The 13,086-nt window shown below is 68.4% G+C and carries 10 protein-coding genes and 1 pseudogene; 6 read left to right on the top strand and 5 right to left on the bottom strand.

Annotated elements, in window-relative coordinates:
- Positions 1 to 389: 389 nt before the first annotated feature.
- Both Q0X16_RS06865 and Q0X16_RS06860 read right to left on the bottom strand, forming a co-directional pair.
- The gene (locus tag Q0X16_RS06865) at positions 390 to 1,016 is read right to left on the bottom strand and encodes a CoA transferase subunit B (RefSeq protein WP_297832407.1); all 627 of its coding nucleotides are present in this window, start codon (positions 1,014 to 1,016) and stop codon (positions 390 to 392) included.
- 1 nt (position 1,017) lies between these two features.
- Positions 1,018 to 1,749, bottom strand: coding sequence for a CoA transferase subunit A (locus tag Q0X16_RS06860; protein WP_297832412.1), 732 nt, complete (start codon positions 1,747 to 1,749; stop codon positions 1,018 to 1,020).
- Positions 1,750 to 1,914: 165 nt separating this feature from the next.
- Between Q0X16_RS06860 and Q0X16_RS06855 the strand changes: the two genes are divergently transcribed.
- A complete protein-coding gene (locus tag Q0X16_RS06855) occupies positions 1,915 to 2,661 on the top strand; it encodes an electron transfer flavoprotein subunit beta/FixA family protein (protein WP_297832404.1) in 747 nt (248 codons plus the stop codon).
- On the top strand, positions 2,661 to 3,602 hold the full coding sequence (locus Q0X16_RS06850; protein WP_297832401.1) for an electron transfer flavoprotein subunit alpha/FixB family protein: 942 nt from the start codon (positions 2,661 to 2,663) through the stop codon (positions 3,600 to 3,602). The genes Q0X16_RS06855 and Q0X16_RS06850 overlap by 1 nt, the downstream gene beginning before the upstream one ends.
- Before the next feature lie 18 nt (positions 3,603 to 3,620).
- Here the strand turns inward: Q0X16_RS06850 and Q0X16_RS06845 are convergent.
- Positions 3,621 to 4,010 (bottom strand): annotated as a pseudogene (locus Q0X16_RS06845) (CBS domain-containing protein); the annotation flags it as partial.
- A 352-nt stretch (positions 4,011 to 4,362) separates the two neighbouring features.
- On the opposite strand from Q0X16_RS06845, the gene Q0X16_RS06840 reads away from it, so the two are divergent.
- A complete protein-coding gene (locus tag Q0X16_RS06840) occupies positions 4,363 to 6,321 on the top strand; it encodes an outer membrane protein assembly factor (RefSeq protein WP_297832398.1) in 1,959 nt (652 codons plus the stop codon).
- Positions 6,318 to 10,100: a translocation/assembly module TamB domain-containing protein gene (locus Q0X16_RS06835; protein WP_297832394.1), complete on the top strand. Its 3,783-nt coding sequence runs from the start codon at positions 6,318 to 6,320 to the stop codon at positions 10,098 to 10,100. Before Q0X16_RS06840 ends, Q0X16_RS06835 begins: the two co-directional genes overlap by 4 nt.
- A 150-nt stretch (positions 10,101 to 10,250) precedes the next feature.
- Here Q0X16_RS06835 and Q0X16_RS06830 read toward each other — a convergent pair whose 3' ends face one another.
- Both Q0X16_RS06830 and Q0X16_RS06825 read right to left on the bottom strand, forming a co-directional pair.
- Positions 10,251 to 11,585: an ATP-binding protein gene (locus Q0X16_RS06830; protein ID WP_297832392.1), complete on the bottom strand. Its 1,335-nt coding sequence runs from the start codon at positions 11,583 to 11,585 to the stop codon at positions 10,251 to 10,253.
- Positions 11,582 to 12,241, bottom strand: a complete 660-nt coding sequence (locus Q0X16_RS06825; protein ID WP_297832390.1) for a response regulator transcription factor — start codon at positions 12,239 to 12,241, stop codon at positions 11,582 to 11,584. The genes Q0X16_RS06830 and Q0X16_RS06825 overlap by 4 nt, the downstream gene beginning before the upstream one ends.
- A gap of 128 nt (positions 12,242 to 12,369) precedes the next feature.
- Here Q0X16_RS06825 and Q0X16_RS06820 point away from each other — a divergent pair, with 128 nt between their 5' ends.
- On the top strand, positions 12,370 to 12,762 hold the full coding sequence (locus tag Q0X16_RS06820) for a PepSY domain-containing protein (protein ID WP_297832387.1): 393 nt from the start codon (positions 12,370 to 12,372) through the stop codon (positions 12,760 to 12,762).
- Between the two features lie 101 nt (positions 12,763 to 12,863).
- A partial coding sequence (locus Q0X16_RS06815) for a DUF2271 domain-containing protein (RefSeq protein ID WP_297832383.1) occupies positions 12,864 to 13,086 on the top strand: 223 nt, incomplete at its 3' end.

Here is a 13,086-nt window from a genome sequence, read left to right as displayed (position 1 = left end):
CTTCGCTCCAGAGGCTACCCCGACACGACGGCTGGGCGGGTTGCGAACACACATCCGAATCAGAGGGAATCCTCGGGTGCTCAGCGTTGCTAGATGACAGCGAAGTAAGCTGCGCAATCCCGACCAAACATCCTGCCGTGCTCGCGCACGACATGAAACCTTCCGGTTCCCCGGCCCTTTCCGCGAAATCAAGGAGGAGACGGCGGCTTGGCCGCCGTCGGGGGACATTCGCGGAAAGGGCTGGGGAACCGGGAGGCGTGCGGAACAAACCCAGACCGCAAATCCAGAACCCACACACGCAAAGACAATGACGGCGACCTAAGTCGCCGTCAGAGAATACGCGAACCGCCTCGCGCGCACTGCACGCAAGGCGGAGACCAATGTAAGCCCTAGTGCAGCGGCACGCCGGTCTTGGCGGCCACCTCATCGCGGCTGACGCCATCGGCGAGTTCCACCAGCTTCAGGCCGTCCGGGGTAATGTCGAACACGCCCAGCTCGGTGATGATGCGGCTGACCACACCCACGCCGGTCAGCGGCAGCGTGCACTTGGGCAGGATCTTGGGCGTGCCGGCCTTGGTGCAATGCTCCATCAGCACCACCACGCGGCGCACGCCGGCGACCAGGTCCATCGCGCCGCCCATGCCCTTGACCATCTTGCCGGGCACCATCCAGTTCGCCAGATCACCCTGATCCGTCACCTCCATCGCGCCGAGGATGGCGATGTCGATGTGGCCGCCGCGAATCATCGCGAACGAATCGTGGCTGCCGAAGAAACTGGCACCCGGCAGCGCGGTGACGGTCTGCTTGCCGGCGTTGATCAGGTCGGCGTCAAGCTCGGCCTCGGTCGGGAACGGACCGATGCCGAGCAGGCCGTTCTCGCTTTGCAGCCACACGTTCACGCCATCGGGAAGATAGTTGGCGACCATGGTCGGCAGGCCGATGCCGAGATTGACGTAGGCGCCGTCGGTCAGTTCCAGCGCGGCGCGACGCGCCATCTGTTCGCGATCCCATGCCATCTCAGTTGCCCTCCGCGCGAATGGTGCGCTGCTCGATGCGTTTTTCCGGCGTGGCGTTGACCACGATCCGCTGCACGTAAATGCCGGGCAGGTGGACGTGGTCGGGATCGATGTCGCCCAGCCCGACCATCTCCTCGACCTCGGCCACGCAGACCTTGCCGGCCATCGCGCAGGCCGGATTGAAGTTGCGCGCGGTCTTGCGGAACACCAGGTTGCCGCTGGGATCGGCCTTCCACGCCTTGATCAGCGCCACGTCGGCGGTCAGCGCGGTTTCCATCACGTACATGCGGCCGTTGAACTCGCGGGTCTCCTTGCCCTCGGCGACCACGGTGCCGTAGCCGGTGGCGGTGAAGAAGGCCGGGATGCCGGCGCCGCCGGCGCGCAGGCGCTCGGCCAGCGTGCCCTGCGGGTTGAACTCCAGTTCGAGTTCACCGGCCAGGAACTGGCGTTCGAATTCCTTGTTCTCGCCAACGTAGGAGGAAATCATCTTCTTGATCTGGCGCGTACCCAACAACTGGCCAAGGCCGAAGCCATCGACACCGGCGTTGTTGGAAATCACGGTCAGCCCCTTGGCGCCGGAATCGCGCAGCGCGGCGATCAGCGCCTCCGGGATGCCGCACAGGCCGAAACCGCCGACCGCGAGGGTCTGACCATCCGCCACCAGCCCGTCGAGGGCGGCGGCGGCGCTGGGGTACTGCTTGCTCTTGCCGGCAGTCACGGGCGCCTCTCCAATGAAATCGAATCGCCATTCTAGCGAGCGCGCCGTCAACGCCCAGCGTACTTTCGGGCAGGCGGCGGTCCCGGCCTCGCGAACCGCCGTGACGGCCTTCGAGCAAATGCACGGGACGCGGTCGGGTAAAATGGCGGGTCAGTCGCACTCATCAGGACTTCCCTCACGATGAAAATCCTCGTCGCCTACAAGCGCGTGGTGGACTTCAACGTCCGCATCCAGGTCAAGCCGGACGGCTCCGGCGTGGTCACCGACGGCGTCAAGCTGTCCCCCAACCCGTTCGACGACATCGCCCTGGAAGAGGCGCTGCGCCTGCGCGACAAGGGCGTCGCCACCGAGGTGGTGATCGCCACGATCGCGCCCGCCGACGCCCAGCCGCACCTGCGCAACGGACTGGCGATGGGCGCCAACCGCGCCATCCACGTCGTCGCCGACCAGCCGCTGGCGCCGCTGGCCGCCGCCAGCGCGCTGCTCAAGCTGGTCGAACGCGAACAGCCCGACCTGGTGCTGCTGGGCAAGCAGGCGATCGACGACGATGCCAACCAGACCGGGCAGATGCTGGCCACGCTCTGGGGCCGCCCGCAGGCGACCTTCGCCAGCAAGCTGGACGTGGACGGCGGCAAGGCGACCGTGGTGCGCGAAGTCGATGCCGGGCTGGAAACGCTGGAGATCGACCTGCCGGCGGTGGTGACGGCCGACCTGCGCCTGAACGAACCGCGCTTCATCAAGCTGCCCGACATCATGAAGGCCAAGAGCAAGCCGCTGGAAACGCTGGCGCTGGCCGATCTGGGCAGCGCGGCGGGGCCGGCGCCGAAGATCACCCACTACGCGCCGCCCGCCGGGCGCAGCCGCGGGGTCATGGTCAAGGATGCGGCCGAACTGGTGGCCGCGCTCAAGCAGAAGGGGCTCGTGTAATGGCCAAGGTCCTCGTCGTCGCCGAACACCTCGGCGGCAAGCTCAATTCCGCCACCGCGCGCTGCGTGTCCGCTGCCGCCGCGCTGAATCCGGAGGCCATCGACATCGTGGTGCTGGCCGACGATCTGGCCGGCGTGGCGGCCGAGGCCGCGCAGATCGCCGGCGTGCGCACGGTGCGTACCGTCGCCAATCCCGCCAACGCCCATCCCGTCGCGCAGGTGCTGGCCCCGCAGATTGCGGCGCTGGCCGCCGGCTACAGCCACGTGTTCGGCCCTTCGACCACGTTCGGCAAGGACCTGATGCCCTGCGTGGCGGCGCTCCTCGGCGTCGAACAGGTCTCCGACCTGATGGCGGTCGAAGGCAGCCACGTCTTCAAGCGCCCGATCTACGCCGGCAACGCCATCGTCACGGTGGAGATGCCGGCCGGCAGCGCGGTGGTCGCCACCGTGCGCACCGCCTCGTGGCCGGAAGCCGCGCGCGGCGGCAGCGCGACGGTGGAAGCCGCGAGCGTCGAGGCGGCGCTGCCGACCCACACCCGCTTCGTCGCCCTGGCCGGCGCCAGCTCCGACCGCCCCGATCTGCAGTCGGCGCGGCGCGTGGTCTCGGGTGGACGCGGCGTGGGCTCGGAGGAGAACTTCAGGATCATCTACAGCCTCGCCGACAAGCTCGGCGCGGCGGTGGGCGCCTCGCGCGCGGCGGTCGACGCCGGCTATGTGCCTTCCGACCTGCAGGTCGGGCAGACCGGCAAGATCATCGCGCCGGACCTTTACATCGCAGTCGGCATCTCGGGCGCGATCCAGCACCTGACCGGCATCAAGGACGCCGGCACGATCGTCGCGATCAACAAGGATGGAGACGCGCCGATCTTCGAGATCGCCGACATCGGGCTGGTCGGCGACCTGTTCCAGATCCTGCCGGCGCTGGAGCAGGCGCTGGGCTGATCCGGCCGCTGCCTGCGCTCAGCCGACCCGGCGGCGCAGGTAGTCCAGCAGGTCGATCCGGGTAATCAGGCCGAGAAAGGCCTCGCCGTCCATCACGATGGCGACGTGGCCGCGGTCGAACACCGGCAGCAGCGCCTCGATCGGCGCGTGCACGGCGACCTTGTCCAGCCGCTGCACCATCGCCGCGCGGGCCGGGTCGGCAAACCGCGCCTCGTCGCCGTAGACGTGCAGCAGCACGTCGGATTCGTCGAGGATGCCGACGATGCGCTCGCCGTCCATCACCGGCAGCTGCGAGATGCCCGCCTCGCGCATCCGCGACCAGGCCTCGCTCAGCGGCGCGTCGGGTGCCACCGTGATCGTGTCGCGGTTGGCGAACGGGTGTCGGATCAGGTCGCGCAGGTCGCCGTGCGCGGCGGCCGAGGCCGAAGGATCGTCGCGCAGCGAGGTCTCCATGCCGCGCCGCGCCGCGTCGATCCACGCTTCAACCTGCGTCTGCGGCAGGCCTGCCTGCTGCGCGGCCCGCGCCGCGTCCTGCCGGCCACTCAACACCTCCAGCGCCAGCGCCGCCTTGCGCGACGCGGTCCACGGCTTGGCTGCTGCATTCATCGCTCGATCCACGCAAGGCCGACCCGAACGGCCGGCCCCAGCCTAACATGCGAACCCGGCGGCTTTCCCCGCGCGGGAACGATTCGGAAACCGTGGTCGCGCGCGTTCAGCCCCGGTCGCTTCAATCCCGTCACGCAGCCGTTATCCTGCGTGCATGCCCCCGCCGTTTCTTCGCGCTGCCTTCGCCGGCGTCTGCCTGTTGGCCCGCGGCCCCGCACTGGCCGATCGCGTCACCGTGGTCCGGTTCGTGGGCGGGGCCGCCCCGGCCATGCGTGCCAATGTCCGCAGCGCGCTGTCGCTGCAGAACGAGCTGGACAAGGACCTGCGGCCGCGCCGGCTCGGCTATCTGCTGCGGGTGGCCGAAGACGAGGCGCGGCGGGCGCTTGAGCCGTTCGGCTACTACGCGCCGACGGTCACGGTCGAACGCAGCGACCGCAATGGGCAACCGCGCGGCCACGCTGCCGCCCGGACCGAAAACGCGCCGGACCCGGACGATCCGGATCTGTCCGCGACAAGCCCGCCCGAAGACACCCCCACGGCCGATTCTCCCGATGCCGAAAGCCCTGCCGGCGACGCTGCGGACGAAGAGGCGAGTTCGCAACGGATGCACAGCCGCGATCACACGCTGACGGTCACCGTGCGGATCGATCCGGGGCAGCCCGTGCGCGTGCGCGGCTTCGACCTTGGCGTGGACGGACCGGGTGGCGAGGATGCCACCGTCGAGGCGGCGCTCGCGCTGTTCCACCCGCGCACCGGCGAGGTTCTCGACCACACGCTGTACGAGGCGGGCAAGACCCGGATCGCGCGCGCCTTGGCCGATCACGGTTGGTTCGATGCCGACCTGTCCAGCCATCGGGTCGAAGTGACGCGCGCCGATCAGGCCGCCGACATCGCCCTGCGCTGGAACAGCGGTCAGCGCTACAGCTTGGGCGAGGTGCGTTTTCGCCAGACGCCCGAACCGTTCCTGCACGACGCGCTGCTGCACAAGCTGGTGCGCTGGCAGCCGGGCGCGCCCTACGACGAAGCCGAGGTCGAACGCCTGCGCGCCTCGCTGGTCGCGCTCGATTATTTCGCGCTCGTGGACGTGCAGGCCAGGCCGGACGAAGCCAGCGACCGCAGCGCGCCTGTCGTGGTCGAGCTGAGTCCGGCCAAGCGCAGCATTTACACGCTGGGCGTCAGCTACGGCACGCTGGACGGCCCCGGTTTCAGCGCCGGCGTCGAGCGTCGTTATCTCAATGCGCGCGGGCACAAGGCACTGGCGCAGCTGGATTGGGCCAGCCGGCGCAAGGCGGCGACCCTGCAATACCGGATTCCCGCCTTCGCCTGGCTGGACGGCTGGTACACCGCCAGCCTGCAGGCCAGCGACGAACTCACCGATTACGTCAACAGCCGCCGGCTGGAACTGGTGGCCAGCCGCAGCGGCCAATACGACAACCACCTGAACCTCGCCGTTTCGATGCACCTGCTGCGCGAGCGCTGGGCCTATCGCACGATCCTCAAGCCGACCGAGGACTTCCGCTTCGCCAGCTTCCTGTTCCCCGCGCTGCAGGCCGATTACGTCGATGTCGACGACCGCATGGAGCCGCGCCGCGGTTTCGGCGCGCACCTGACCCTGCGCGGCGGGCGCGGCGGCAGCGACGGCCAGTCCAACTTCGCCCAGCTGTACCTTTCCGGGCAGTGGTTCCACGGTTTCGATGAGGACAGCCGACTGATCGCGCGCGGCGAACTCGGGCATACCTTCGCCGGCGACGTGCTCGATCTGCCGCCCAGCCTGCGCTTCTACGCCGGCGGCGATCGCAGCGTGCGCGGCTACGGCTGGCACGAGATCGGCCCGCGCATCCACACCAGCGGCGGCGTGTACTACACCGGCGCTTCCAACCTGCTGACCGCCAGCCTGGAATACGAGCGCTATTTCGGCGGCCCGTGGGGCGCGGCGGTGTTCGTCGACAGCGGCAGCGCGTTCGAAGGCCGCCATGCCGACATGCGGACTGGCGTCGGCATCGGCCTGCGCTGGCGCTCGCCGGTCGGCCCGGTGCGGATCGATCTTGCCCACGGCCTCGACGGCCCCGATGCGCCGGTCACGCTGCATCTGAACATCGGAGCGGATCTGTGAAGTGGCGCGTCCTGCGGTGGGCAATCCTGCCGCTGGCCGTGCTCGCGTTGGTGTCGGCCATCGCGTTGATGTGGCTGTTGCATACCGAAGGCGGGCGCGATTTTGCCCTGCGTCGTACCGTCGCCAGCCTGCCAACCGGCAGCAGCCTGCATTGGCAGTCGGCCCAGGGCACGCTGGCTGGCCCGCTGACCCTGCGGGGCCTGGCGCTGGCGATGCCGATCCAGCGCGATTCCCGCTGCACGCCGACCGCAGGCAAGCCCTGCGCCACCGGCCTGCTGCGGTTGGACATCGCGCAAGCCGATGTCGATGCGGCCCTGTTGCCGCTGCTGGCGCGGCGGCTGCGGCTGGAGGCGTTGTCGGTGCGCGGCGCGCGCCTGGAGTTGCCGCGCGACGACACGCCGCTTGAACTGCCGAAGTGGCCGGACGTGCTGCCGACGCTCGACCTGCCGATCGTGATCGAGGCCGATGCGCTGACCCTCGACGACGTCCGGATCGGCCGCGAAGGCGAGGCGCTGCTGGCCGTGCGCAGCGCGCGCGGAGGCCTGCGCGTGGGCCGGGGCCGCATGCATATCGAACACCTGCGCGTGGACAGCGACCGCGGCCTGTTCACGCTGCACGGCGATTACGCGCCGGATCGGAATTACCGCACCGATCTGACCGCCAACGTTTCGTTTCCCGCGCGGCCCGGCCGTCCCGCGGCGCATCTCGATCTGCGCGTCCAGGGCGACCTGTCGAAGCTGGAAGCCCGCGCCGAAGGCCGGTTGCCCGACGCCACGCGCCTGCACCTGACCCTGTCCGACGGAACGCGCACGCCGCGCTGGCAACTTGCCGCCGACAGCGCCGGCCTCGATCCGGGCCTGCTCGACGGCACGGGCAGCGGCACGCCGCTGCGGTTCAACCTGTCCGCCAGCGGCGTCGGCGGACAGGCCGACCTGCGCGGCGCTGTTTCCAGCGGCGACTTCAGCGCGCGCTTGCAGCCATCGAAGCTGCAATTGTCCGATCAGCGGCTCGACCTGAGGCCGCTGGTGGTGGACCTGCTGGACGGCCGCATCACCGCGAACGGCCACGTCACGCTTGGCGCGCCCGAACGGGCCGAGGTCGATCTCGCGCTGGCCGCGCGGCGCCTGCGCTGGGCCGACGCGAACGGGCAGAACGTCATTGCCGGCGATGCCGACCTCAAACTCGCCGGTCGGCTGGACCAATGGACGCTGCGCGGGCAAGCGCAGCTGGCGCGGGGCGAGGATCGCGCCGATGTCGCGCTGGCCGGCAACGGCGATCGCAACGGCGTCCGCATCGAACGGCTGGAGGCCGGAACCCGGGCGGGTCGGCTGTCCGCGACCGGCCTGCTGGCGTGGTCGCCCGCGCTGTCGTGGCAGGCCGACGCCCGACTCGACGATTTCGATCCCGGCCATTTCGCGCCCGACTGGCCCGGCGCGCTGCGCGGGCGCATCGAAACCCGTGGCCAGCAGCGCAACGGTGCGCTGGTTGCGCACTTCGACGCCCGCGATCTGGCCGGACAGCTGCGCGGTCGCGCCCTGTCCGGACACGCCACCCTGGCCATCGACGGCGAACGCTACAGCGGCGACGTGGCGCTGGCGCTGGGCGCAAGCCGGATCGAAGCCAAGGGGGAAATGAACGCAACGCTGGTCGTCGATGCAAAGCTCGCGCCGCTGCGGCTGGACGATCTGTTGCCCGGCGCCAGCGGCCGCATCGAGGGCCAGCTCGCGCTGCGTGGTCGCCGCGACGCCCCGGACCTGCGGATCGATTTGAACGGACAAAACCTCGTCTGGAACGAATACCGCGCAACCCATGTGCGCACCAGGGGCGACCTGCCCTGGGCGCAGGGCGAAGGCGCGCTCGATCTCGACGCCGACGGCGTGCAGGCGGGCATTGCGCTCGACGCTTTGCGCGCGCAGCTGCGCGGTGCCGCCACCCGCCTGCGCTTCGAACTCGATGCGCGCGGCGCGGACGGAACGCTTGCGGCTGCGGGCAGCGCGCGGCGCGACGGCGTGCGCTGGCAGGGGCAGATCGCCCGTCTTGCGGTCGCACCCGCGCAGGCGGCGGCCTGGACGCTGCGTGCGCCCGGGGATTGGTCGTGGGATGGCCAGCGCGCCACGCTTTCCGGCGTCTGCCTGCAGGCCAGCCTCGGCGGCAGCCTGTGCGCGCGCGGGGGCTGGCCGAGCCCGGGCCTCACGCTGGAAGGCAGCGACCTGCCGCTGGCGCTGGCCGCCGATGCGCTTCCCAGACGCGACGATGGCCGGCCCTGGACGCTGGTCGGCAGCGTGGACTTCGGCGCACGGATCGCGGCCGTGGGTTCGGGCTGGACGGCCGAAGCCAACCTGGCCTCGGCCAGCGGTGGCCTGCGCGATCGCAAGCGTGCGCGTCGCGACCTGTTCGGCTATCGCGACCTGAAGCTCGATCTGCGGGCCAACCCGCAGCGCATCGAAGGCCGCCTCGGCGCCGGCTTGTCCGGCGGCGGCCGCATCGACGCCGAGCTGACCACCGGCTGGGACGCCACGGCTCCGCTGTCGGGCAGCGTGCGCGCCAACACCAAGGAGCTGACCTGGCTGGAACTGCTGTCGCCCGACCTCGTCGAACCGGGTGGCCTGCTCTCGGCGGACGTGCGCCTGAGTGGCAGCCGCGGGCGTCCGCGCCTCGGCGGCAGCGCCCAGCTGCAGGCGTTCAGCGCGGAACTGCCGGCGCTCGGCATCGCCATCGACCAGGGCGAAGTCCGGCTGCAGGCGGACGAGGAGGGCAACGCCCGGATCGTCGGCAGCGCCGGCACCGGCAAGGGGACGCTGCGCGTGGAAGGCAGCCTCGGCTGGTTGACCGACGACACGCCGCTGCAGCTCAGCGTGCGCGGCAGCGATGTGTTGCTGGCCGACACCCGCCAGCTGCGCCTGCTGGCCTCGCCGGCGCTGTCCGTCCAGTGGCGCGCCGGTGCGCCGGTGCAGGTGCGCGGCGAAGTGACGATTCCCGAAGCCGACATCCACCTCGAAAAATTGGAGATGGGCGTCTCGCCATCGTCCGATGTGGTGGTGCTCGATCCGATCAGGCAGGTGGACTCTTCGCCGCTGCAGATCGATGTCGATACCGAAGTGCGCGTCGGCGAGCGGGTCAGGATCGACGGCTACGGCCTGGCCGGCACGCTGTCCGGCAGCCTGCGCGTGCGCCAGGCGCCGGGGCGCGACGCCCGCGCCACCGGCGCGCTCGAAGTCGGCGGCCGTTATCGCGCCTACGGCCAGAACCTGCAGATCACCCGTGGCCGGTTGCTGTGGTCGAATGCGGAGATCGGCGACCCGCTGCTGGACATCCGCGCCGAACGCCACGTCGGCGATGTCACCGCCGGCGTGGCCGTCGATGGGCGCGCATCCCGCCCGCAGGTCGGCGTGTATTCCAATCCGGCGATGAGCCAGTCCGAAGCGCTGTCCTACCTGACGTTGGGTCGCCCGTTGTCGACCCTGACCGGACGCGAGGCGCAGCAGCTGGGCGCGGCGCGTTCGGCGCTCAACGCCGGTGCCGGCCTGCTGGCGACCGAACTCGGCAACCGGATCGGGCTGGACGATGCCGGCGTCAGCCAATCGCGCACGCTCGGCGGCGAGGTGCTGGGCGTCGGCAAGTACCTGTCGCCGCGCCTGTACGTCAGCTACGGCGTTGCGCTGCTGGGCACCGGGGAGGTCGTCACCCTCAAATACCTTCTGAAAAAGGGTTTCGACATCCAGATCGAATCCAGCTCCGTGCAAAACCGCGCCTCGATCAACTGGCGGATCGAAAAATAGCGTGCACCGCCTGCAAAAGCTCTGATTTTGCCAGTCATGTCCGCGAAGGCGGGGATCCAGTGCCATTGCACTCAATGACTTGAAAGTCTCTGGGTTTCCGCCTTCGCGGGATCGATGGGAGCTCGGACGGCGGTTTCATGGAAAATCGGCCTAATTGGCCGAGACGGGCAGGAGCAGGCGAACCTCGAAGCCGTCGGCGCCGCCCGATCTTGGCGATTTCAGGATCAACGCGCTTCCGATCCGCCGTGCGATTGCATCGACGATGGCAAGGCCGAGCCCGCTGCCGTCGCCGAGCGCGTTGCCTCGCTCGAAACGGTTGGTGAGCCGATCCAAGGTTTCCTCTGGAACCACGGGGCCGTCGTTCGAGACGATCAGCTGTCCATCGAGATCCATCGACACCTGGATGACGGACCCGCTTGCGCCATGCCGCAACGCATTTTCAAGAAGGTTGCGGTAGGCAATCGCGAATGCATCCGGATCGATGTCCGACATCACCGGCGTGTCAGGCAGAGACAAGGAAATCCGCGCTCTGTCCGCCCCTCGTGCAAGCTCATCGGTCAGGATGCTGGCAATGGGGCGCAGGTCGTTGGCATGATCAAGGCGCAGGCGGCCGCCTTCGGCCCTGGCCAGCTGCATCAATCGCTCGGCGAGCCGGGTCAGGCGCCTGAGGGTCGCCTCGATGACCGATGCCCGGGATCTGAATGCAGGTTCCTGCAGTTCCATCTGCAGGCGCTGTGCCTGGGCAATGGCGCCGGCCAAGGGTGTGCGGAGTTCGTGCGCGGCATTGGCAGCAAAGCTGCGTTCGGCTTCGAAAGCCGCATTGAGGCGTACCAGCAAGGCATTGAGCGCCTCCGCAACGGGAGCGATCTCGGACGGGAGATCCTCCGTTGGCAGTGTGGAAAGATCGTATGCATGGCGCGACGCAAGGCGTTCACGGAAGCGCCGCAAGGGTGCCATCGTTCCGCGCAGGATCATCGCGATGCCCAGCAGTGCAACGGGAAGAAGGACAAGCAATGGAAGGATCAGCCCCGCCTGGATCTTCCGCGCCACTGCCACGCGGTGGTTCAGGGGCTCGGCGACAGTGAGCCTGATCGAGCCACTCAGTGCCTCCTCGCTGTAGAAGCGGTGGGTTGTGCTCTGGCCAAATCCGGTTCCGTTCCAGGGCGGGAAGATGTTTGGATTTGCATCGTGGGAGAGCAACAGAATGCGGCCTTGTGGGTCTCGTACCGCGTAGGTGAGAAGCTCGTCGTGTTCGCGGATTTCGGCTTGGCGTTGCGTCACTTCCTGTTCGTCGCGGGAGAGGATGTCCGCGACGGCGAGCGGCATGATTCGCTGAGCCGTTTCCTGGAGCGCAGAATCGAAGGTTCCATCGATGGCCTGTCGGGTCAGGATCCCGGTCACCGAGGCTGCGCCGAGCCACAGCGCCGCCAGAAGGGCCCCAAGCAAGAGCCAAAGCCGGCGTTGCAGGCTTGCGGGTTTTTTCACGGCTGCCCCAGCCGATAGCCGAGCCCGCGTTCGGTCACGATGATTCCAGCGCCCAGTTTCTTGCGCAAGTGGCTCACGTGGACTTCGATGGCGTTGCTTTCCACTTCCGCATCGAAGGCGTAAAGCTTTTCCTCCAGGTAGGCCTTCGGCAGTAGCTGCCTTGGCCGTGACAGGAACGCTTCGAAAAGCGCCCACTCGCGTGCGGTCAGAGTCACCGAGCGACCTTCCCGCTGGATGGAACGGGCTGCAAGGTCGATCTGCAGATCGCCGACCGAAATGATGGGGTTGGGGTTGCCGCTGTATCTCCGGGCCACGGAACCGATGCGTGCCGACAGTTCCGAGAGATCGAACGGCTTGACCAGGTAATCGTCGGCCCCTGCGTTCAGCCCGTTGATCCGGTCGGTCACCTGGTCCAATGCGGTGAGAATGATGACCGGAGTGGCCGTTCCGCGTTCGCGCATGCGGCGAAGGAAAGGGATGCCCAAGCCGTCGGGCAGCATCAAATCCAGCAGGATGAGGTCATAGGGGACGCACGAGATTGCATGCTCTCCTGCGTCCAGACGCTGGACCCAGTCCACGGAATGACCATCCTCCGCAACCTGATCGCGAACAGCGGCGCCAAGGATGTTGTCGTCTTCGATCAGGAGGATGCGCATCGGGCCACTCCGTTGCTGGATCATGCAAATCGAACCTGACGGCAGCCTTAAGAAATCCGTGCCCGTGGATCAGGTTGGGATCACGTTGGCGAGTCATCCTCGGTACACCAAGGATAAGGGATGCCGCCATGAAACCACTTGTACCTCTCGTTGCTGTCACCCTGTTGTCGGTTTCTGCTGCCGCTCTTGCCGGCGACGATTGCCATCGACCCATGACCGAATGGCGGCCGCGGGAAGCCGTCATGTCACATGTGGCAGGGCTAGGCGTCACGGCGGACCACCTGCGCATTGACGACGGCTGCTATGAGGTCCGCGGCAGGGATTCGGATGGCAACCAACTGCGCCTGAAGCTCGACCCTGCGTCGCTGTCGATCCTCAAGCTTGAAGTGCGCTTTCTTGATGGCGCCGACCCGTTGCGCTACCTGCCCGGCGCGCGGGCGCGCGCGCGCGATGTGGCGCAACCGCCTGCTGTCCGTCCACGACGCGGGCCGGGCGTGGCGACGCCGTCAGGAACGCGCTGAGGATCGGCCAGCGACCGCGGCGTGACCACCGCGAGGCGTTTGAACCGCGCCAGGCGGAGCTTTGAAACCGTTTTGAATTTCCCGCAAACCAAGGAGTCGTCATGAAGAAGCTTGTCCCCTGTCTGGTGTTTTCAGCGGCCCTAGCCCTGCCCGGACTGTCCGTGGCGCGCCCGGTGACCGTGACCACGACGCTCAAGAACTACGGCGGCAATGGCGCCTATCTGGCGCTTTACCTGACGGATGCAAGCGGAAAATTCGTGCGGACGCTCTGGGTTGCCGGCGGGAAACCGAAGTACTACAAGCACCTGACGGATTGGCATCGCG

The organism is Thermomonas sp. (assembly GCF_025993755.1).
Taxonomy (GTDB): Bacteria; Pseudomonadota; Gammaproteobacteria; order Xanthomonadales; family Xanthomonadaceae; genus Thermomonas.
Note: the sequence above shows the minus strand (reverse complement) of the source record. Positions and strands in the feature narration are given on the sequence as shown.